We start from the raw sequence: 20,420 nt of genomic DNA on the forward strand, positions 1-20,420 counted from the left end.
GACGGTGTGCCATTCCCCACCGGGCGCTGCCGACCTGGCCGGAATGCGGTTAGCGTCCGCGCTGTGGCCACCACGTTCTGCGCCTTGCGTCGGGCGATCACGTGACGTCAGGTAACGGCCACCGTGGATCACAGGTCCCGCAGTCGCCCTTCTCCGTCACCCCTGAGCAGTTCGAGCGGGTCAGCATGCACACCGGCGGCACCGCCGGGATCTGCTGGATCACGCTGGACCGGCCCGAGCGGCTCAACGCGTTCGACTGGCGCATGCTGGTGGAGCTCCGGGCTGCGCTGTGGCAGGCGACGTTCGATGACGAGGTACGGGTGGTCGTCATCACCGGGGCGGGACGGGGATTCTGCGCCGGGCGAGACATCAACGACCTGCGGTGGCAGCGGGGTCTGCCGGGCAACAGCTACCGCTCCTACGTGCGGACCAACCACGCCACGTTCGACGACGTCGAGAACATCGAGAAGCCCGTGATCGCGGCGATCAACGGGCCGTGCGCCGGCGGGGGCGTGGAGCTCGCGGTGTCGTGTGATTTCCGAATCGCCGCACAGAACGCGACGTTCGTACTTCCCGAAATCAGGATCGGGGTCATTCCGGCATCGGGGGCGTGTTCCCGCATGAGCCGCCTCATCGGTGTCGAACGGCTCAAGGAGATGGTCATGACCGGGCGGGAGTACACGGCCGAGCAGGCCGGGGCGATGGGCCTGGTCTCGCGGGTGGTGCCCGCCGACGCGCTCGTCGGCGAGGCGGAGTCGCTCGCGGTCGACCTCATGAAGGGTGCGCCGAGGGCGATCGGGCTCGCGAAACACGTGATCAACATGTGTGAGGGCACCGACCCCCACACCGGACGGGACGTCGAGCGGCTCGGCCAGTCCTGGCTGGCCCAGAGCGACGACTCCTGGGAGGGCCTGTCGGCGTTCCTGGAGAAGCGACCGCCCGACTTCCACGGCTAGCGGGGAGGAACGAGTGGCCATCCTGACGGACCCGTACCAGCAGGCGCTCCGCGTGGGCGACGTCCCGCGGCTGCACGCGACCAACCCGAGAACCCGGGATCGGGTCGCCGTGGTCGAGGGGGAACGCAGCCTCACCTGGAGCGAGCTCGACGATCGCACCACAGGACTGGCCGCCGGGCTGGCGAGCTACGGCCTGCGCAGCGGAGACCCGGTGGCGCTGTATGCGAGCAACCGGATCCAGTACATCGAGCTGATGTACGGGCTGGGCAAGGCGGGTTGCCCGATCGTGCCGATCAGCCCACGGTTCGTTCCCTGGGAGGTGGCGCGGGCCGTGCGGGTGACCGGGGCGAAGGCGATCGTCACCGACGTCCTCGACGCACTCGGCCCGGCAGGAGCCGGCGTACCGTCCGGCGAGCTGGCGGTGGCTCGACTGCGCGACGAGCCCGACCTTCCGATGGACGCGCTCGCCGGGGACGTCCGGCTCTATGAGGACGTCGTGGTCGACCCGGCAGGTGCGGCACTGCCCGATGTGGACGAGAGCGCACCGTTCCGGCTCGCACTCACCAGCGGCACCACCGGGTCGCCGAAGATCTGCGTCATCCCTCACCGCGCCACGGTGCAGGGCTGGGCGGACATGAGTGTCGAGTTCGGCATCGGCCCCGACGACGTCGAGCTGGTGGTCGGGCCGCTCTATCACGGCCTCGGGTTCACCTTCGCGCTCCAGCAGCTCTACGTCGGCGGCACGCTGAACGTCCATCGCCGGTTCGACCCGCGCCGGACGCTCGAATCGATCAGCCGCGACCGGCCCACCGTGCTCCCCGGCGCACCCGTGATCTTCGACCGGCTCGCCGACGCGCTGGAGAGCGCAGATGGCGGCGTCGACACCAGCTCCCTGCGCCTGGTGCTCACCTCCGGCGCTCGTGCCGGCGGCACCCTCAAGCGACGCCTCGCCACGGCGTTCCCCCGGGCTCGCGTGGGCGAGTTCCTGGCAGGCACCGAGATGGCCTGCGTCACCGTCAACATGCAGGACCCGTCCGGGCCGAAGGCGGAGTCCTGTGGCCGCGCGTTCTTCCGGGCCGAGGTAGCCATCCTGGACCCGGACGGCGGGTTCCGGCCGCAGGGCGAGGTAGGGGAGATCGCCAAGCGCGGACTCCTGAGCGGACCGGTCTACCTCGGTGACCCGATGCGCACCGAAGAAGCCCTCCGCGACGGCTGGTTCCGCACCGGCGACCTGGGCTACCAGGACGAGGACGGCTACGTGTACATCGTGGGGCGGCTGAAGGACGTGATCGTCAGCGGCGGGATCAACGTCTATCCCGCCGAGATCGAGGAGGCGATCCGCGGGCTCGCCGGTGTGCGGGAGGTCGCCGTCGTCGGCGTGCCCGACGACGAGTGGGGCGAGAGCGTCAAGGCCGTCGTGGTGCCCGAGGACGGTGCGCGCCTCACACCGGAGAGCATCGAGCAACAGTGCCGGGCGGCGCTCGCCGGCTACAAGGCGCCACGAGTGATCGCCTTCGTCGACGCGCTCCCCCGCACCCCCTCCGGGAAGGTGCTCAGCCGCGAGCTCACCGACACGGCCCACGGGTTCCGGCGTACCGGCCACGGCTGGCTGGCGATCACTGTCGAACCGGCCTGACGGTCGCGCCGCTACTCTCCACCGGTGACAGCGTCCGAGCCGTTGGTCGTCCTGGAAGCACTCGCCGGCCATCGCTTCGCCCCGGCGCTCGTCACACCGAATGCCACCGACTGGCCCGGCGTCGCCGATCCCGAGGTGCTGCGCGCCCAGCTCGTCGACTGGCTCGCGCAGTACGCGAACGCCGGCACCCGCCGGACCTACGCTTACGCGCTCGGGCTGCCCATCGCCTGGGTGGACGCGATCGGCGGCGCACCGGCCCGCGAGGCGCGCCGCGCCGCGCCCCCTCCGGCGCAGGCAGGACCGCTCCACGACCTGGCCTGGTTCCGCTGGTGCGCCCGGCAGGCCCTCGACCCCCGCGACGCCACGGCCCGGCACGTCAAGGCCTGGCTCCACGCGCTCGACGCCGCGGGCGCGCAGCGGCGTACCCGGCAGCGGATGCTCTCCACGCTGTCGGCGCTCTACGGGCACCTGGCCGAGACGGGCACCGTCGCGGCGAATCCGGCAGCGCTCAACCGCGCCCGGCTGGGGCTCTCGTCGACCGCCCGGGACGCCTCACCGACCGTGCGGCTCACGGCCGGGCAGCTCAAGGCACTGCTCGTCACGGCCGCCCGCCTCCCGTACTCGCGCAGCCCGCGGCTCGCTCGTCTTTACGCCCTGCGGGCCGTGGCCATGGTGGCGTTGCTGACGCTCGGACTCCGGATCTCCGAGGTGGTCGGGCTCGACCGGGGCGATCTCTACCGCAGCGGCGGGGACGACGTGCTCCGGGTGCTCGGCAAGGGCGGCCTGCACCGAGAGGTCTACGTCACCGACCTCGTACGTGACGCGCTGACGGCCTACCTGACGGAGCGCGACCGCGTCCGCGACGCCGCCGTGCCCGCCCGGCGTGGCCGCACCGGAGCCGGTGACGCGCCGATGCTCGCTACGCGCCAGGAAGGCCGCTGCTCGCGCGTCGACCTCTACACGCTGCTGCGCCGCATCGCGGCCGAGGCCGGCCCGGCGCTCGACGGTGTCGCCGACCGCGTGCACCCGCACGCGCTGCGGCACGCCTACGTGACGATCGCGCTGGAGCAGGACGCCCGCATCCAGCACGTCCAGGCCGACGTCGGACACGCCACGATCGCCACCACCCAGCACTACGACCGCGGCAGACGCACCCGGGCGAGCACGGCTGCCGACCTGGTGGCCGACGCGATCGCGGCCGCGCCCGCCCCCTCCTGAGGCACGGCCCGCCCCGAGACGGTCAGCTCTCCGGGAGCAGGCGCGTCGCCATCGCGTCGATCAGGGCGTCGAGACCGTGGGGCGTGAGAAGGTCGGGGACGGTGAGGTCGTCGACGATCAGCCCGAGCATGGCCAGATAGAGCAGCACCACTCCGGTGCGGTCGCCGGGCAGGCCGTTGCCGAGATGGAAGCCGATGTTCGCGTCGAGCTCGGCGACGGAGAAATCGGTCAGCTCCTCCTGCAGTTCGGGGCGTCGGGTGGCTTCGAGGCGCAGTTCCATCATGGCCAGGTGGGTGTTGCGTTCCCGGCGCATGCGCTCCACGAGCTGGCACAACAACGTCTTCACGAGCTCTTGCGACGGCGGGATCTTCATGGTGTCCGCCAGCTCCGACGGGTCGGGAGTCAAGCGCTCCCGCGTGCGCCTCAGTACCTGACCGAGCAGCTCGGCGCGGTTGGCGAAGTAGTTGGAGGCCGTTCCGGTCGGGACACCGGCCTCTTTGTCGACGGCCCGCAAGGTCAGCCCGCGCGACCCCTCGCGAGCCAGGACCTCGATCGAGGCGTCGAGCAGGGCAACCCGGCGAGCGGGGTTCTGGCGCATGAGGGTCTCCAGGACGGCCGATTGACACCACTTCAAGTGCAGTACTAACCTCAAACCACTGCAAGCAGAGTACATCAATCGTAGTGGGAGAACATTGCGCCAGCTCGTGTACTGCATCGCGTCCACCATCGACGGATTCATCGCCGGACCGGACGGAAGCGACCCCACCGGTCCCGACGGCTTCTGGCCGGTCGCCCAGGACTACATCCAGCACCTCGCCACCGAACTCCCGGAGATCCTCCCCGGGCCGGCGCGCACGGCGCTGTCCATCACCGCCGAGGGCACGCATTTCGACACCGTCCTCGAAGGGCGCCGGACATACGAGATCGGACTGAAGGCCGGGATCAACGACGCGTACCCGCACCTGCGCCACCTGGTGTTCTCCCGGACGCTCGCCGCGAGCCCCGACCCCGACGTCGAGGTGGTCGCCACCGATCCGGTGGCGAAGGTGCGGGAACTCAAGCAGGAGAACGGCAAGGACATCTGGCTGATCGGCGGGAGCGAGCTCGCCGGGGTGCTGTACCCGGAGATCGACCAGTTGATCATCAAGCTGGGGCCGCTGACCATCGGAACGGGAATCCCGCTCTTCTCGCGGGACACGGCGTTCGATCCCCGCCACTGGCAGCTCGCGAGCCACACCGTCGTGGCGAGCGGATCCGCCTTCCTCACCTACGTCAGCACACCGTCGGCGTAGCACCGCGCCGTTCTATCGGCCGTTGCTTATATAAGCAAGTGCTGCTATCTTTCCGGCGTGCACGCGTTCGACGTCCTCGGCGACCCGGTTCGCCGGCGAATCCTGGAGCTGCTCGCCGGGGGGGAGATGACCTCCGGAGCGGTGTGCGCCGCGATCCAGGAGGAGTTCGGAATCTCCCAGCCCGCCGTCTCACAACACCTGCGGGTACTACGAGACAACGGGTTCGCCTCGGTCCGTCCCGAAGGGACACGCAGGCTCTACCGTGTGCGGCCCGAGCCGCTGCGTGACGTCGACAACTGGCTCGACCACTTCCGGCGCTTCTGGACTCCCCACCTGGACGCGCTCGCCACCGAACTGGCCCGCGGACGGCGCGAGCGCCGCATCCGCGAGGCCGACGAGAGGACCGACCCATGATCGATGTCACCCACCAGATCAACGCCGTGACGCGCACGGTCGGCACGCGCACGCTCGAGGCGGGCGAGGCCCGCGTCGTCGCCATCAGCCAGACCTACAACACCGACCTCGACGATCTCTGGGATGCCTGCACCAACGCCGAGCGCATCCCCCGCTGGTTCCTACCGGTCACCGGCGACCTGCGCCTGGGCGGGCGCTACCAGTTGCAGGGCAACGCAGGCGGCACCGTGGAGCGCTGCGATCCCCCGCACGGTTTCGCGGCCACCTGGGAGTTCGCCGGGGAGGTGAGCTGGATCGAGGTCCGGCTCACCGAGGTGTCCGACGGCCGCACCAGGTTCGAGCTCGAACACGTCGCCCACGTCGACGACGAACGCTGGGCCGAGTTCGGCCCGGGCGCGGTCGGCATCGGCTGGGACGGGGCCGCCATGGGGCTCGCGCTGCATCTGGCGTCGGGCGAGCAGGTGGACGCTGCGGAGTTCGAGGCCTGGTCCGCCACGGAGGAGGGCAGGCGGTTCTTCACATCGACCAGCGACGCCTGGTGCGCGGCGAGCACGGCAGCGGGCACCGACGCCACAGCTGCCCGCGCCGCCGCCGACCGCGCCACCGCCTTCTACACCGGGGTGCCCGACCAGGCCTGATCCGTTGTCCCGCGGGCGGCGCACGCGTCGCATGCGCGAACCCGACAGAGAGGACCAACGATGATCGACGTCACCCGGCAGATCAACGCCGCGGATCGCACGGTCAGCGCGCGGATGCTCGACAAGGGCGAGGGCCGCACGGTCACCATCAGCCAGACCTACGCCACCGACCTCGACGACCTGTGGGACGCCTGCACCAACGCGGAGCGACTGCCGCGGTGGTTCCTCCCGGTGTCCGGCGAGCTGCGCCTGGGCGGGCGCTACCAGCTGGAGGGAAACGCAGGCGGCACCGTCGAGCGCTGCGACCCGCCCCACGGATTCCCCGCCACCTGGGAGTACGAGGGGTCCGTGAGCTGGATCGAGGTCCGGCTCACGGCGGTGTCCGAGGCATCCACACGGTTCGCGCTCGAACACGTCTTCTACATCGGCAACGACCACTGGACCGAGTTCGGCCCGGGCGCCGCCGGCATCGGCTGGGACATGTCGTTCCTGGGGCTCTTCCTGTACCTCTCGTCGGGCGGCACCGCCGACCCCGCACAGGTCGAGGCATGGTTCGCCACGGACGACGGCAGACGGTTCCTGACCTCGTCCGCCGACGCCTGGTGCGCTGCCGACATCACAGGTGGCGCCGACCCCGACGTGGCCAGAGGAATGGCCGACCGCTCGGGCGCCGCCTACGCCGCCGTGCCCGAGCAGGCCTGAGGCTCCCCCGCACGAGCGGCACGTTCGTCCCGACCTATCGGCCGAGCGGGCCTCTCGTACGCGGCCCGTTCACTCCGGGCGCGCCGGCCGCCGGGCCGGAACACAGCAGTCGACCGCGCACGGGGCCCCGTTGACCGTGCACCCACCCCCTGGCACCTCGCCCAGGCGCCGCGGAGCGGCCTCGTGCAGACACTCGGCCATCAGCTCCACCACCATGTCGGCGAACCGTGGGTCCGGCCCGGCCGTCGCCGCGCGAGCGAACGCCATACCCAGCTCGGTGGCGCGTTCCTTCGCCTCCGTGTCCAGATCCCACACCACCTCGACGTGGTCGGACACGAACCCGACCGGGGACACGATCACCGCGGGCACGCCACGAGCGTGCAACGCCTCGATGTGGTCGACGATGTCCGGCTCCAACCACGGCACCTGCGGCGGGCCGGACCGCGACTGCCACACCACGTCGAACTCCTCGACCCCCAGCTCCGCCGCGACCAACCGGGCGGCCTCACCGACCTGCCGCGAGTACCGGTGCCCGCCCTCCTCCGGCGGCCCGGCCGCGACGTCGGCGGCGACCGGCACGGAGTGGGCGGTGAAGACGAGCCGAGCGTCCTCACGGACGTCGGCGGGCAGCGTCGCGGCCGCCGCACGCACGGCGCTGGCGTTGGCGGCGATGAAGTCGGGGTGGTCGAAGAAGTGCCGCAGCTTCACCATGTCCGGCGCGCCCTCCCCCACCGCCTTACGTGCCCGCTCGATGTCCTCTTGGTACTGCCGGCACGCCGAGTACCCGCCGTAGGCGCTGGTGGCGAACACGAGCGCACGACGAACCCCCGCACGCGCCATCTCCGCGACCGTGTCCTCGACCAGCGGGTGCCAGTTGCGATTGCCGAAGTAGACCGGCAGGTCCGTGCGCTGCCGGAGCGCCGCGATGATCTCGCGGTTGCGCGCATTGAGCGGGCTCACGCCCCCGAAGTGCCGGTAGTGCTCCTCGACCGCGTCGAGCCGCTCGGGCGGGACACCACGGCCACGCACCACGTTCTCCAGGAAAGGCCGCACCTCGTCGAGGCCCTCGGGCCCGCCGAAGCTCAGGACCAGCAGCGCGTCCGCTTGTTCTCGCACGACCCGATTAGACACCGATGGCGTGGAACCCGCCGTCCGCCCACACCATCGACCCGGTGGTGACCGGCAGCCAGTCCGACAGCACGGCGCAGACGGTCTTCGCGACGGGAACCGGGTCGTTGACGTCCCAGCCCAGCGGCGCACGGCCGTCCCAGGCGTCCTCGAACGCAGAGAAGCCGGGGATGGACTTCGCGGCCATGGTGCGCACCGGCCCGGCGGCCACGAGGTTGACGCGGATGCCCTTCGGCCCGAGGTCACGCGCCAGGTACCGGGTGACCGACTCGAGGGTGGACTTGGCCACGCCCATCCAGTCGTAAGCGGGCCACGCCTGCCGGTTGTCGAAGTCCATTCCGACGATCGAACTGCCCGGCCCCAGCAGCGGCAGCACGGCGGTGGACAGCGACTTGAACGAGTAGGCGCTCACCTGGATCGTCGCGGCCACGTCCTCCCACGGCGCGTTCATGAACGCGCCCTCCCCCAGGCACGAGGCCGGCGCGAAGCCGATCGAGTGGAGCACGCCGTCGAGCTTCGGGCCGTCCACTTCGGACGACTCACCGAGGTACGGCGACACCCGCTCGACAAGGCTGTCGAGCTGGGACTGGTCCGACACGTCGAGCTCGACCACGGGCGCAGGCTTCGGCAGCCGCTGCGCGATCCGCTCCACCAGCCGCATCCGTCCGAAGCCGGTGAGCACAACTTCTGCGCCTTGTTCCTGGGCGATCTTCGCGGCGTGGAACGCCAGCGACGCATCGGTGATCACGCCGGTGATCAGCAGGCGCTTGCCCTCGAGCAGTCCCATGGCAGCCTTTCCGTGTTCAGGGAGCGGGTGGGCTAGTGGCCCATTCCGAGGCCGCCGTCGACCGGGATCACAGCGCCGGTGATGTATCCGGCGTTCTCCGAGCCCAGCCACGTGACGGTGGCGGCCACCTCGTCAGTGCTGGCGTAACGCCCGAGGGGAATCTGGCCGAGGATCTCGGCGCGCCGCGCGTCGGACAGGGCGCGGGTCATGTCGGTGTCGACGAACCCCGGCGCCACCACGTTGGCCGTGATGCCGCGGGAACCGAGTTCACGTGCGACGGAGCGGGCCAGCCCGACGAGACCGGCCTTGGACGCGGCGTAGTTGACCTGCCCGGCGCCGCCGGAGAGGCCGACGACGCTGGAGACGAAGACCATGCGGCCGCTCTTCGCCTTGAGCATGCCGCGGGAGGCGCGCTTGGCGACGCGGTAGGCGGCGGTGAGGTTGGCGTCGACGACCCGCGTGAACGACTCCTCGCTCATCCGCATGAGCAGCCCGTCGTCGGTGATCCCGGCGTTCGAGACGAGCACCTGCACGGGGCCGTGCTTGTCCTCGATCTCGGCGAACGCCGCGTCCACCGCAGCCGCGTCGGTGACGTCGCACTGAACGGGGAGCAGTTCCCCCGGCAACCCCTCGACGGGGCTGCGGTGCGTCACCGCCACCTGGTCGCCCTGCGCCGCGAACGCCTTCGCGATCGCGAGTCCGATACCGCGGTTGCCTCCGGTCACCAGCACGCTGCGTCCCACGGATGGTCACCCTATGGGCAGTGCCCCGACCCGCGGAAACCGGGCGACTCGCGTCGCGAACCGGGCGGCTGGCGGAGGGTTCCGCGAGCCGCCCGGTTCACAGGTCGCAGTCGAGATCTACGGGAACCGCCGGCCCAGGGCCAGGCCGCTGCCCACACCGGCGAACAACAGCAACGCGCCTCCGGCGAGCCACGGCCTGCTCGTGTCGACCCGCCGCACCTCGTAACCGATCTGCTCGCCGAGCTCGGCGTACACCTGCCGTAGCTCGTCCTCGGTGGCCGCCGTGAAGAACTGCCCACCGGACAGCTCGGCGATCTTCCGCATCGACGCGTCATCCACTGCCACCGGTGTGCGCTCACCCGGGTTGATCTCGATCGAGCCGTAGTCGGTGCCGAAGGAGATCGTGGAGACCGGGATCCCGGCCTCCGAGGCCGCGCGCGCCGCCGTGAACGAGCCGCGCGGCTCCTCCTCCGGCATCACGCCACCCGGCACCGTCTGTTTGCCGTCACTCATCAGCACGATCCGCGCAGGCGGCGGACCATCCGCCGCCGCACCGGCGATGGCCTGCGAGAACGTCTCCACCGACTGCAGCGCGGCGAAGATCGCCTCGCCGGTGGCGGTCGACTCCGACAGCTTCAACCCGTCGACGGCACGCTTGACCGGCTCCCGGTCAACCGTCGGCGAGACGAGCACCGCGGCCGTGCCCGCGAACGACACCAGCCCCAGGTTGATCCCGGGCGTCAGCTGATCGGCGAACGCCTTCGCGGCCGCCTGCGCCGCGGCGAGCCTGCTCGGTTCGACGTCCGTGGCCTGCATCGACAGCGAGACGTCGATCACCAGCACCACCGTGGCCCGGTTGCGGGGCACCCGCGCCTCGGCCTGGGGCCCCGCAAGCGCGATGGTGAGAACCGCCAGCGCCAGGATCATCGCCGCAGCCGGGACGTGCCGGTACCAGCCCGGGCGTTTCGGGGCCACCCGGTCGAGCAGTTCCAGGTTGGTGAACCGGACGGTGTCACGCCGGCGCCTGCGCAGCAGCAGGACGTAACCGGCGGCAAGCGCGCCCACCACGATGAGCAGCAGCAGCCACCAGGGGTGGGTGAACATCTACCGCCCACCCCCCGACCAGGCACGTTTGCGGGCCAGGACGAACCGCACGATGTCCGCGATCCAATCCGAGTCGGTGCGCAGCGTGAGATGCGCGGCGCCGCAACGGCGCAGCGCAGCCGCCACCCGTTCCCGGTGCTCGGCCGCCGCGGCCGCGAACTCCCGGCACAGCAGCGGACTGGTCACGACCTCGCGCTGGCGTCCCGTCTCGGGGTCGGCGAGCACCACCGTGCCGACGTCGGGCAGTTCCAGCTCACGCGGATCCAGCACCTCGACGGCCAGCAGGTCGTGCCGGTTCGAGAGCGCACGCAGCGACCGTTCCCAGTCGGGTTCGCCGAGGAAGTCGGAGATGACGACGGCCAGGCCACGGCGTCGCGGCGGGCGGCGCAACTGCTCGATCGCAGCCGCCAGATCGCCACGGGTGCCCTCAGGGGCTCGTTCGGTGCGGGCGACGCGGCGCAGCATCGCACGGGCGTGGCCGAGACCGCCTCGAGCGGGGATGCGGACCGTCTGCTCCCCCGTGCTGACGAGCACACCGATCCGGTTGCCCCCACCCCGGGTGAGGTGGGTGACGGCGGCGAGCGCCGCGATCGCGAGGTCGCGCTTCTCGCACGCCGCCGTGCCGAAGTCGAGGCTCGGCGACAGATCGAGCACGACCCAGGTCTCCAGCTCTCGATCGGCCACCGTCTCGCGGACGTGCGGCACCGTGGTGCGGGCGGTGACGGCCCAGTCCATGCGCCGGACATCGTCGCCGGGCTGGTAGCTACGTGCCTCTCCCGGCTCGCTGCCCGGTCCGGGGACCAGACCGAGGTGGTTGCCCTGCAGCAGCCCGTCGAGCCGCCCCCGTACGGCCAGCTCCAGCGTCCGCAGCGCCGCCTCGATCCGCCCGTCCCTGAACGACGGCGGCGCGATCGGCGGCCGCCGCGTCGGCTCGGCGGTGGGCTGCGCAGCTGTCACGTCGAGCTGCCGGCCGGGCTGTACGGCGCAGAGGGCGCACCCGGATCGTGCTGCGGCCGGGCGGTGACCTGCGGCAACGGAACGGTGGCGAGCACCCGGGAGATGATGTGGTCCATCGGAACACCGTCGGCGACGGCGTCGTAGGACAGCACCAGCCGGTGGCGCAGCACGTCGGGAGCGACGTCCAGGATGTCCTGCGGGAGGACGTAGTCGCGGCCGCGCACCAGCGCGAGCGCACGTGCCCCGGCCACGATGCCCAGGGTGGCGCGCGGCGAAGCACCGTAGGACACCCAGCCTGCGATGTCGGTGAGGCCGTGCTCGGCGGGGATCCGGGTGGCCACCACGAGCCGCACGACGTAGTCAACGAGCGCGTGGTGCACGAACACCCGCGAGGCCACCTTCTGCAGCCGCTGGAGCTCCGCGGGATCGATCACCTGGTGCGCGACGGGCGGCTCAGCACCCATCCGGTAGACGATCTCGCGCTCCTCCTCGACGCCCGGGTACTCGACGATGATCTTGAAGAGGAACCGGTCGCGCTGCGCCTCCGGAAGCGGGTAGACGCCCTCGTTCTCGATCGGGTTCTGCGTGGCCAGCACGAGGAACGGATCGGGCATCGGGAACGTCCTGCCGCCGATCGAGAGATGCCGCTCCGCCATCACCTCGAGCATCGCCGACTGCACCTTCGCCGGCGCGCGGTTGATCTCGTCGGCGAGCACGAAGTTGGCCACGACGGGCCCGAGTTCGACGTCGAACTCCTCGCGGCCCTGCCGGTAGATGCGTGTGCCGAGGATGTCGGCGGGCACGAGGTCGGGGGTGAACTGCAACCGGGCGAAGGTGCCGCCGACGACTTTCGCGACGGTCTCGACCGCGAGCGTCTTCGCGACGCCGGGCACACCCTCGAGCAGCAGATGGCCCTTGGCCAGCAAGCCGACGAGCATCCGCTCGACGAGCCGGTCCTGGCCGACGATCACGCGCTTGATCTCGAAGACGACGCGTTCGAGCCGCTCACCTTCGTGGGCGGGGCTGGGGACGGACTCCTGCACACTCACCACGCCATCCCACTCCGGCGTGCGTGAGACGACGGTGAACCCGGACGTCCGGCGCGCACCGCCCTACGTGTCCGAGAGCTTGCGGCGAGGCTCCCCGGTCGCCCGGTAGGCCGATCGATCCTGCCACGCGGTCCTCCCCCACGACAGTCCATGACCCGACGCCGGCCGGCGTCGGCGTTTTCGGTCCTGAGCTGGGCTTTTCGGGTGGTCAATGAAAGGAGGACGATTTGTAGGCGTCAATGTTTCATTGACATAGATGGTCAGCGCGCTGCTCTCATGGGCTGTCGTGAGCCCTACGGCACCAGCCGCAGTGGGCGATGGACGTGCGCGAAAGAGCGCTCCATCGCCCACTTCTCGAGATCCGGCCCCACCTCGCCGTGGAGATGGACAGCGGTCATGTCCGCGAGCTCCGCGATCCCCTGCAGCAGCATCGCGCAGTGCTGGTTGTGCACCACCGCCGCGTCTGCGTCCGTGTACTCCTCGATGACCACGAACTCGTGCGGGTCCGCACAGCCGTACCAGTCGTAGCGGAGGGTCTCGCCCTCCTCCCCCGCCGCGACGGCCAGCGCCGCCGCCGCCCTGACGAACTCCTCACGCTTTCCCGAACGGATACGTAGCTCCGCGCGAACAACGATCGTCATCGCCGTCTCCCCGCCGCTCAGAAGATTCGCGTGGCCTGCGGCAGCAGGCCTCTGGTGCGCAGTGGCACCACCCGGACGCTCGCCCCCGTGTAGGGGGCCTCGATCATCTTCCCGTTTCCGATGTACAGGGCCACATGGTGAATCGGGGCGCCCGGGTTCTGGAAGAAGACCATGTCGCCGGGTCGCAGGTCGGAGATCGGCACCTTCCGGCCCGCGTTGAACTGGTTGCGGCTCACTCGCGGCAACGACACCCCCGCGCCGTTGAACGCGTAGAGCATCAGGCCCGAGCAGTCGAACCCGACCCGGTCGAGCGGTGAGCCCAGACCGTCGGGAATCCCCCTGCTGGGGCCGCGCCCGTTGCCACCGCCCCAGACGTACTGCACGCCGATCTGCGACATCGCGCGGTCGATCACGCGCCGCACCGCGGCGCTGCCCCCGACGGCCGGGCCGGCGCCGTCCCGGCCCCCGAGCCTGGCCGCAGCGGCGTTGCGCTCGGCCCGTTCCCGCGCGGTCTGCTCCTGCGCCAGCCTGCGCTGCCACTCGTCGAACCGGGCACGTTGCTGACGCAGTCCGGCATCGGCCGACTCGGCGGCATCGAGCCTGTGCTGCACCTCGGCGCGCTCCGCTGCCACCGCCGCGAGCTGCGCCGCCTGTTCGCGCGCAGCCGCCGCCGCAGCAGCGAAGGCTGCATCGGCGGCGGCCTTCGCCGTCTGCGCCTCGGCCTCACGGGCGCGCGCCTCATCGAGCGCGGCCCGCGCAGCGGAGTCCGCATTAGCCTTCGCGACGCGTGCGCGTTCCAGTCCGTCCCGCGCCGCGAGCTGCGACCGGGCGATGAGGTCGTTGAACTCCGCCCGTGCGACGAGGTCCTCGGGGCTCGTGGAGTCGGTGAGCAGGCCGAGCGGTCCGACGTCGAGGCCCTGCTGGTACGTGGCGGTGACGAACTCGTCGAGCCGGGCGCGCGCCTCGTCGATCGCGGAGGACGCCGCCTGGGTCTCGATCCGCGCCGCGGCAGCGCGCCGCGCCGCAGCCGCCGCCGCGTCCTGCGCGGTCTGCAGGACGACGAGCGCGGCCTCGGCGGTCTCGCGCTGGGCGGCCAGCGCGGCCTGGAGGTCGTCGGTACGGCTGTCGAGCTCCGCGAGCTGGGCGGTCAGCCGGCCGACCTCGCCTGCCCGCTGGGCGACCGAGCTCCGGCTGCGCTGCAGCTCGTCGTCGCTCGGGTTCGGCGGTGGCGGCGGGGTGGGCTGGGCCAACGCGGTGGACGCGCCACCGCCGACCAGGGCCAGCAACACGACGAGGACGACGGCACGGTCCCGCCACCGCAACGGCCGGCCGTCCTCGTCCCGCCCCGGGCGCAGACGCGGCAGACCTCGGTACCGCACGGCAGCCGCCTCCGTTCCGTCGTCGTGCTCCAGAAGCGAGCGCACTGTGCCACCCGGACGGCCCAGAAACGGGTAGCCACACGCGCATCGCCACGAACAACGACCACACGGAGGAACAGGACGGAGCGCTCAGAGAGCGACGAGCCCGGAAACTCACCCGGTCGAGCGACGAACCCCGCGACTCGACCGGCTAGCAGGACAAGCGTACTGTTTACGGCGAGCGGGGCCGCTGCGCCGAGGACCTGTCGGTGCGCGAGACTCCGGGAACCTGAGGCACAGCGATATCCAGCGCGAGATCCCAAGCGCCCACCACCGCAGGAGGACAACGACGTGGCCAGCACGAACAGCTTCGGAGCGAAAGGGACGATTCAGGCAGGCGGGTCGGATCACGAGATCTTCCGGCTCGCAGCGGTGGAGGGCGCCGACCGCCTCCCGTTCAGCCTCAAGGTTCTGCTGGAGAACCTGCTGCGGACCGAGGACGGCGCCAACGTCACCGCCGAGCACGTGCGGGCGCTGGCGAACTGGGATCCCACCGCCGAGCCGGACACCGAGATCCAGTTCACCCCCGCCCGGGTGGTGATGCAGGACTTCACCGGCGTCCCCTGCGTCGTCGACCTGGCCACCATGCGCGAAGCCGTCACCGAGCTGGGCGGCGACCCCGCCAAGGTCAACCCGCTGGCTCCGGCCGAGCTGGTGATCGACCACTCGGTGATCATCGACATCTTCGGCCGCCCGGACGCCTTCGAACGCAACGTCGACTTCGAGTACCAGCGCAACAAGGAGCGCTACCAGTTCCTGCGCTGGGGCCAGGGCGCGTTCGACGAGTTCAAGGTCGTCCCGCCGGGCACGGGCATCGTGCACCAGGTCAACATCGAGCACCTCGCCCGCGTGGTCATGACCAGGGGCGGCCAGGCCTACCCCGACACCCTCGTCGGCACCGACTCCCACACCACGATGGTCAACGGCCTGGGCGTGCTGGGCTGGGGCGTCGGCGGCATCGAGGCCGAGGCGGCCATGCTCGGCCAGCCCGTCTCGATGCTCATCCCCCGCGTGGTCGGCTTCAAGCTCACCGGTGAGATCCCTGCCGGCGCCACCGCCACCGACGTCGTGCTGACGATCACCGAGATGCTGCGCCGCCACGGCGTGGTGGGCAAGTTCGTCGAGTTCTACGGCGAGGGCGTGGGTGCGGTGCCACTGGCCAACCGCGCGACCATCGGCAACATGAGCCCGGAGTTCGGCTCCACCGCGGCGATCTTCCCGATCGACGAGGAGACCGTCCGCTACCTCAAGCTCACCGGCCGTTCCGACGAGCAGATCGACCTCGTCGAGACCTACGCCAAGGAGCAGGGCCTCTGGCACGACCCGTCCCGGGAGCCGGTCTACTCCGAGACCCTCGAGCTCGACCTGTCCACGGTCGTCCCGTCCATCGCCGGGCCGAAGCGCCCGCAGGACCGCATCGAGCTGACCGACGCGAAGTCCTCGTTCCGCAAGTCGGTGCACGACTACACCGACGACGCGGAGCCGCAGCCCCTCGCGCACAACCATGTGGACGAGGCCGGCCGGGAGTCCTTCCCGGCGAGCGACGCCCCCGCGCTCGCCTTCTCCGACGACGATGACGACGACGACCAGCCGGTGGTGCACTCGGCCGCGAACGGCGGCGACGGCCGTCCGTCCCGCCCGACCACGGTCAAGACCTCCGACCGCGGCGAGTTCGTGCTCGACCACGGCGCCGTCGTGATCGCCTCGATCACCTCGTGCACCAACACCTCGAACCCGTCGGTGATGCTGGGCGCCGCGCTCCTGGCGAAGAACGCCGTCGACAAGGGCCTGGCTGTCAAGCCGTGGGTGAAGACGTCGATGGCGCCGGGCTCGAAGGTCGTCACCGACTACTACGAGAAGGCGGGCCTCTGGCCGTATCTCGAGAAGCTCGGCTACCACCTGGTCGGCTACGGCTGTACCACGTGCATCGGCAACTCGGGACCGCTGGCCGAGGAGATCTCCGCCGCGGTCAACGAGGCCGACCTCTCTGTCGTCTCGGTGCTCTCGGGCAACCGCAACTTCGAGGGCCGGATCAACCCCGACGTCAAGATGAACTACCTGGCGTCCCCGCCGCTGGTGATCGCCTACGCGCTCGCCGGCACGATGGACTTCGACTTCGAGGCCCAGCCCCTCGGCCAGGACCCCCAGGGCAACGACGTGTTCCTGCGCGACATCTGGCCCTCGGCCCAGGACGTGCAGACGACGATCGACGGCGCGATCAGCCAGGAGATGTTCACCAAGGACTACGCCGACGTCTTCGCAGGCGACGAGCGCTGGCGCTCGCTCCCGACACCCGAGGGCAGCACCTTCGCCTGGGACCCGGAGTCCACCTACGTCCGCAAGCCCCCGTACTTCGAGGGCATGGAGCCCGACCCGTCACCGGTGCAGGACATCTCCGGGGCGCGCGTCCTCGCGTTGCTCGGCGACTCCGTGACCACCGACCACATCTCCCCCGCCGGCTCCATCAAGGAGGACACCCCCGCCGGGCAGTACCTGCGTGAGCACGGCGTGGAGAAGAAGGACTTCAACTCCTACGGATCCCGCCGCGGCAACCACGAGGTGATGATCCGCGGCACCTTCGCCAACATCCGGCTGCGCAACCAACTCCTCGACGGCGTGTCCGGCGGCTACACCCGCGACTTCACCCAGGAGGGCAGCCCGCAGGCGTTCATCTACGACGCCTCGCAGAACTACGCCGCCGCGGGCACACCGCTGGTGGTGCTGGGTGGAAAGGAGTACGGCTCCGGCTCGTCGCGAGACTGGGCGGCCAAGGGCACCGCGCTGCTCGGCGTCAAGGCCGTGATCGTGGAGAGCTACGAGCGGATCCACCGCTCCAACCTGATCGGCATGGGCGTCCTGCCGCTGCAGTTCCCGCAGGGCGAGTCGGCGGCCTCGCTCAAGCTGGACGGCACCGAGACGTTCGACATCTCTGGCGTCACCGCCCTGAACGAGGGATCGACGCCGCGGACCGTGCACGTGAGTGCCACCAAGGACAACGGCGAGAAGGTCGAGTTCGACGCCACCGTCCGGATCGACACCCCCGGCGAGGCGGACTACTACCGCAACGGCGGGATCATGCAGTACGTCCTGCGCGGCATGCTGCGCAGCTGACCTCCACTCCCCCTCGACGGCGGGCGACCCGGTTCTCCGGGTCGCCCGCCGTCGTCGTTGTGGCGTGCGAGGTGTCGCCGACAGATTGACGAAACGCTGGCGTCAATGTTTCATTGACATAAGAGCTACCGCGCGGACGCCGGCTGTGATCGGCTCCCCGAGGAGAACCGGCGCCGGTGTGGCCGCTCGGACCTGAGTTCGCCGGAGGCCGAGCGGGGCGACACCGGACAGGCGGCCGGTGCGTCGAGACGAGGGGGATGCCCCGACGCCCGGCCGACCCGTCATCCGCTGGGAGCAGGATGGGCCGGGTCGACCCACGGCACGTGCTCGGGCTCCGCCACGCCCTCGATGTCCAGGTTCACCACGATCGGCTCCTGACCGCTGCGCGTCAGCACGCACTCCAGCGGCTCGTCGTCGAGCGCGTTGATCTCCTGGTGCGGCACGAACGGCGGCACGAAGATGAAGCCACCCGGGCCGGCCTCCGCCGTGAACTCGAGATGCTCACCCCACCGCATCCTCGCCCGGCCGCGCACCACGTAGATCACGCTCTCCAGCTCGCCGTGGTGATGGGCACCGGTGCGGGCACCGGGATGGATCGTCACGGTGCCGGCCCACAGCTTCGCCGCCCCCACCCGCGCGTGCGTGACAGCCGCGGCGCGATGCATGCCCGGCGTCTGCGGTGTGTTGCTGTCGAGCGCCTCCCCGGGGATGACCCGAACCCCGTCAGTCCGCCACGAACGACCCGCCCGATCGCTGCTCATGCCAGCAGGCTAACCCGATGTCCGGAGGGCCGGCCCGGCACCGAACCGCTTGCCCGGCACGCAGCACCACCGCTTCCTGCGCGCCGGGATCGTGCGGTTCGGCCTCCGGAAACGGGCCTGCGGAGGTGTCGGGTCAGGTGGCGGTTGCCAGCGTCAGCGCGAAGCGGTCGTCGGGGTCGGTCCAGGTGCGGGTGACGGTGAAGCCCGCCTCTTCGAGCATCGCGCGAACGCCGGGGGCCCTGAACTTGGCCGAGACCTCCGTCCGCATCTCCTCCCCCGCAGCGAAACGCACCTCCAGGCCCAGCTCGGCCAGAGTGACGGTGATCGCACGCTGCGCGACCAACCGCATCTCGATCCACTCGTTCTCCGCGTCCCACAGCGCGCGGTGGGTGAACTCCTCCACCGGGAAGTCGGCTCGCAGCTCGCGGTTGAGCACCCGGAGCACGTTGCGGTTGAACTCGGCCGTGACGCCTGCCGAGTCGTCATACGCGCGGACGAGCGTCTCCTCGTCGATCACGAGGCCCGTGCCGAGCAGCAGCTGCTCGCCCGGCTGCAGCACCGCACGAAGACGATCGAGGAACTCGGCGCGCTCAGCAGGCAGCAGGTTGCCGATGGTGCCGCCGAGGAACGCCACCATCCGGTGCTTGCCCCGCGGCAACCGGTGCAGATGGCTCGTGAAGTCGCCGACCACGCCGTGCAGCTCGAGGTCGGGGTACTCGACCGACAGTGCGTCCATGGCCGAGCGGAGGGCGGCCTCGCTCACGTCCTGTGGCACGTACCGGCGCAGCGACCCGGCGCGACCGAACGCGTCGAGCAGCAGCCGCGTCTTGGCCGACGACCCCGAACCGAGCTCGACGATCGTGTCGGCCCCCGACGTGATCGCGATCGCGTCGGCGCTGCGCTCCAGCAAGGCCCGCTCGGTGCGGGTGGGGTAGTACTCCGGCAGCTCCGTGATCAGCTCGAACAGTTCGCTGCCCCGTGCGTCGTAGAACCACTTGGGGGGCAACTGTTTAGGGATCGTCGTGAGGCCTGCACGCACGTCGGCGCGCAGGGCGGCATCGGCGTCGCCGTCGGTGAGGTGGATGTCCAGCAGCGCGGGGCTCATGGGACTCCTGTCATCGTGAGTTCGTCGACCCGGTAATGGCCCGGTCGGGCCACGACGAGATGCCGGTCGGGCACCGGGTTCCAGGTGGAAAGGCTGTCGATCGGCTCGGACGCGACCAGAACGGAGTCGGGGGTGGTGCGCACCGACAACGCGTGATCCCACGCCGTGGCCCAGATCCCACGGCCGTCCGTGAGCAGCAGGTTGAGCCGCGACCCGGGTGCCGCCGTGGCCACCGCGGCGACGACACCCGCCAGGACGCCGGCTGGATCCCCGCCATCGGACAGCCGGTGGCGCACCAGCGCCCAGAGCAGCGCCGAGTCTGTGGGTGCGTCCAGCATGATGAGGTCGGCCACCGGCAGACCGCCGGCGAGCTCGGCGACCGAGTGCGGCCACCCTCGCACCACGCCGTTGTGGCTGAACAGCCACCGCCCGTGGGCGAACGGTGCCGCAGCCGTCTCCGTGACGGGCATGCCGACCGTGGCCGACCGGACCGCCGCCAGCACGGCGGACGAGCGGGTGGCTCCCGCCATGGCGGCGAAGGAGGCGTCGGACCACAGCGGTGCGGCGCTGCGGTACCGCACCGCGTCGGCCTCGGGCGCCGGGTACCAGCCGGCGCCGAAGCCGTCGGCGTTGATCGTGCCGCCGGCGCGCATGTCCAGCGGCGCGTAGGACTGGCGCAGCAGCCCATGGGGCGCCTCGAGGACCAGCGACGACAGCGTCACTGGTGGCCCCAGGTAGGCCAGGTGGCGACACACCCGGG

The 20,420-nt window shown here is 70.9% G+C and carries 20 protein-coding genes; 8 read left to right on the plus strand and 12 right to left on the minus strand.

Translation table 11 applies throughout. The features are described 5' to 3' along the window. Positions 1 to 101 precede the first annotated feature (101 nt). The 3 genes from MMF94_RS18555 to MMF94_RS18565 are packed head-to-tail and all read left to right on the plus strand — an operon-like array spanning position 102 to position 3,810. Positions 102 to 956, plus strand: coding sequence for an enoyl-CoA hydratase/isomerase family protein (locus MMF94_RS18555; protein ID WP_241038174.1), 855 nt, complete (start codon positions 102 to 104; stop codon positions 954 to 956). Positions 957 to 969: 13 nt separating this feature from the next. Further along, positions 970 to 2,592 carry a class I adenylate-forming enzyme family protein gene (locus MMF94_RS18560; protein WP_241038175.1) on the plus strand — a complete coding sequence of 541 codons (1,623 nt, stop codon included), beginning with the start codon at positions 970 to 972 and terminating at the stop codon, positions 2,590 to 2,592. Positions 2,593 to 2,616: 24 nt separating this feature from the next. Then, positions 2,617 to 3,810 carry a tyrosine-type recombinase/integrase gene (locus MMF94_RS18565; protein WP_241038176.1) on the plus strand — a complete coding sequence of 398 codons (1,194 nt, stop codon included), beginning with the start codon at positions 2,617 to 2,619 and terminating at the stop codon, positions 3,808 to 3,810. Positions 3,811 to 3,832: 22 nt separating this feature from the next. Here the strand turns inward: MMF94_RS18565 and MMF94_RS18570 are convergent, their stop codons facing one another. Next, on the minus strand, positions 3,833 to 4,408 hold the full coding sequence (locus MMF94_RS18570) for a TetR/AcrR family transcriptional regulator (RefSeq protein ID WP_241038177.1): 576 nt from the start codon (positions 4,406 to 4,408) through the stop codon (positions 3,833 to 3,835). 94 nt (positions 4,409 to 4,502) lie between these two features. On the opposite strand from MMF94_RS18570, the gene MMF94_RS18575 reads away from it, so the two are divergent. Genes MMF94_RS18575 through MMF94_RS18590 form a run of 4 tightly spaced genes read left to right on the plus strand, consistent with a single transcriptional unit; the run spans position 4,503 to position 6,856 of the window. Beyond that, complete coding sequence (locus MMF94_RS18575; protein ID WP_241038178.1) at positions 4,503 to 5,102, plus strand: dihydrofolate reductase family protein; 600 nt, start codon at positions 4,503 to 4,505, stop codon at positions 5,100 to 5,102. 57 nt (positions 5,103 to 5,159) lie between these two features. Further along, the gene (locus MMF94_RS18580) at positions 5,160 to 5,516 is read left to right on the plus strand and encodes an ArsR/SmtB family transcription factor (RefSeq protein ID WP_241038179.1); all 357 of its coding nucleotides are present in this window, start codon (positions 5,160 to 5,162) and stop codon (positions 5,514 to 5,516) included. Continuing rightward, the gene (locus MMF94_RS18585; RefSeq protein WP_241038180.1) at positions 5,513 to 6,154 is read left to right on the plus strand and encodes an SRPBCC family protein; all 642 of its coding nucleotides are present in this window, start codon (positions 5,513 to 5,515) and stop codon (positions 6,152 to 6,154) included. The genes MMF94_RS18580 and MMF94_RS18585 overlap by 4 nt, the downstream gene beginning before the upstream one ends. A 60-nt stretch (positions 6,155 to 6,214) precedes the next feature. After that, positions 6,215 to 6,856 (plus strand): SRPBCC family protein, encoded by a 642-nt coding sequence (locus MMF94_RS18590; RefSeq protein WP_241038181.1) that lies wholly within the window; start codon positions 6,215 to 6,217, stop codon positions 6,854 to 6,856. 69 nt (positions 6,857 to 6,925) lie between these two features. On the opposite strand, the gene MMF94_RS18595 is transcribed toward MMF94_RS18590, so the two are convergent. The 8 genes from MMF94_RS18595 to MMF94_RS18630 form a co-directional block, all read right to left on the minus strand. Next, positions 6,926 to 7,972 (minus strand): ferrochelatase, encoded by a 1,047-nt coding sequence (locus MMF94_RS18595; protein WP_241038182.1) that lies wholly within the window; start codon positions 7,970 to 7,972, stop codon positions 6,926 to 6,928. A gap of 7 nt (positions 7,973 to 7,979) precedes the next feature. Continuing rightward, positions 7,980 to 8,771, minus strand: coding sequence for an enoyl-ACP reductase FabI (gene fabI / locus MMF94_RS18600; RefSeq protein ID WP_241038183.1), 792 nt, complete (start codon positions 8,769 to 8,771; stop codon positions 7,980 to 7,982). Positions 8,772 to 8,803: 32 nt separating this feature from the next. Beyond that, entirely contained in the window at positions 8,804 to 9,514 is a 711-nt protein-coding gene (gene fabG / locus MMF94_RS18605; RefSeq protein ID WP_241038185.1) for a 3-oxoacyl-ACP reductase FabG, read from the minus strand. Positions 9,515 to 9,631: 117 nt separating this feature from the next. Further along, the gene (locus MMF94_RS18610; RefSeq protein WP_241038187.1) at positions 9,632 to 10,618 is read right to left on the minus strand and encodes a VWA domain-containing protein; all 987 of its coding nucleotides are present in this window, start codon (positions 10,616 to 10,618) and stop codon (positions 9,632 to 9,634) included. Beyond that, positions 10,619 to 11,575, minus strand: a complete 957-nt coding sequence (locus MMF94_RS18615; RefSeq protein ID WP_379660591.1) for a DUF58 domain-containing protein — start codon at positions 11,573 to 11,575, stop codon at positions 10,619 to 10,621. Further along, positions 11,572 to 12,624: an AAA family ATPase gene (locus tag MMF94_RS18620; protein ID WP_241038189.1), complete on the minus strand. Its 1,053-nt coding sequence runs from the start codon at positions 12,622 to 12,624 to the stop codon at positions 11,572 to 11,574. Before MMF94_RS18620 ends, MMF94_RS18615 begins: the two co-directional genes overlap by 4 nt. 293 nt (positions 12,625 to 12,917) lie before the next feature. Then, on the minus strand, positions 12,918 to 13,265 hold the full coding sequence (locus MMF94_RS18625) for a putative quinol monooxygenase (protein WP_241038191.1): 348 nt from the start codon (positions 13,263 to 13,265) through the stop codon (positions 12,918 to 12,920). A 17-nt stretch (positions 13,266 to 13,282) separates the two neighbouring features. Continuing rightward, positions 13,283 to 14,689, minus strand: coding sequence for a C40 family peptidase (locus MMF94_RS18630; RefSeq protein ID WP_241038193.1), 1,407 nt, complete (start codon positions 14,687 to 14,689; stop codon positions 13,283 to 13,285). Between the two features lie 285 nt (positions 14,690 to 14,974). Here MMF94_RS18630 and MMF94_RS18635 point away from each other — a divergent pair, with 285 nt between their 5' ends. Then, complete coding sequence (locus MMF94_RS18635) at positions 14,975 to 17,794, plus strand: aconitate hydratase (protein ID WP_241038194.1); 2,820 nt, start codon at positions 14,975 to 14,977, stop codon at positions 17,792 to 17,794. A gap of 281 nt (positions 17,795 to 18,075) precedes the next feature. Here the strand turns inward: MMF94_RS18635 and MMF94_RS18640 are convergent, their stop codons facing one another. The 3 genes from MMF94_RS18640 to egtC all read right to left on the minus strand — a co-directional run bounded on the left by MMF94_RS18640 (position 18,076) and on the right by egtC (position 20,415). Beyond that, a complete protein-coding gene (locus tag MMF94_RS18640; RefSeq protein WP_241038195.1) occupies positions 18,076 to 18,555 on the minus strand; it encodes a cupin domain-containing protein in 480 nt (159 codons plus the stop codon). A 133-nt stretch (positions 18,556 to 18,688) separates the two neighbouring features. Beyond that, complete coding sequence (egtD, locus tag MMF94_RS18645) at positions 18,689 to 19,660, minus strand: L-histidine N(alpha)-methyltransferase (protein ID WP_241038196.1); 972 nt, start codon at positions 19,658 to 19,660, stop codon at positions 18,689 to 18,691. Further along, positions 19,657 to 20,415 (minus strand): ergothioneine biosynthesis protein EgtC, encoded by a 759-nt coding sequence (gene egtC / locus MMF94_RS18650; RefSeq protein WP_241038198.1) that lies wholly within the window; start codon positions 20,413 to 20,415, stop codon positions 19,657 to 19,659. The genes egtD and egtC overlap by 4 nt, the downstream gene beginning before the upstream one ends. Positions 20,416 to 20,420: the final 5 nt, after the last annotated feature.

It is taken from the genome of Pseudonocardia alaniniphila (assembly GCF_022524485.1).
Taxonomy (GTDB): Bacteria; Actinomycetota; Actinomycetes; order Mycobacteriales; family Pseudonocardiaceae; genus Pseudonocardia; species Pseudonocardia alaniniphila.

What these genes read in the sequence shown, in the direction of transcription:
- MMF94_RS18570 (WP_241038177.1), bottom strand. Translation starts at nt 4,408, where the DNA reads ATGCGCCAGAACCCCGCTCGCCGGGTTGCCCTGCTCGACGCCTCGATC.
- MMF94_RS18585 (WP_241038180.1), top strand. Translation starts at nt 5,513, where the DNA reads ATGATCGATGTCACCCACCAGATCAACGCCGTGACGCGCACGGTCGGC.
- MMF94_RS18590 (WP_241038181.1), top strand. Translation starts at nt 6,215, where the DNA reads ATGATCGACGTCACCCGGCAGATCAACGCCGCGGATCGCACGGTCAGC.
- fabI (WP_241038183.1), bottom strand. Translation starts at nt 8,771, where the DNA reads ATGGGACTGCTCGAGGGCAAGCGCCTGCTGATCACCGGCGTGATCACC.
- MMF94_RS18610 (WP_241038187.1), bottom strand. Translation starts at nt 10,618, where the DNA reads ATGTTCACCCACCCCTGGTGGCTGCTGCTGCTCATCGTGGTGGGCGCG.
- MMF94_RS18625 (WP_241038191.1), bottom strand. Translation starts at nt 13,265, where the DNA reads ATGACGATCGTTGTTCGCGCGGAGCTACGTATCCGTTCGGGAAAGCGT.
- MMF94_RS18640 (WP_241038195.1), bottom strand. Translation starts at nt 18,555, where the DNA reads ATGAGCAGCGATCGGGCGGGTCGTTCGTGGCGGACTGACGGGGTTCGG.
- egtD (WP_241038196.1), bottom strand. Translation starts at nt 19,660, where the DNA reads ATGAGCCCCGCGCTGCTGGACATCCACCTCACCGACGGCGACGCCGAT.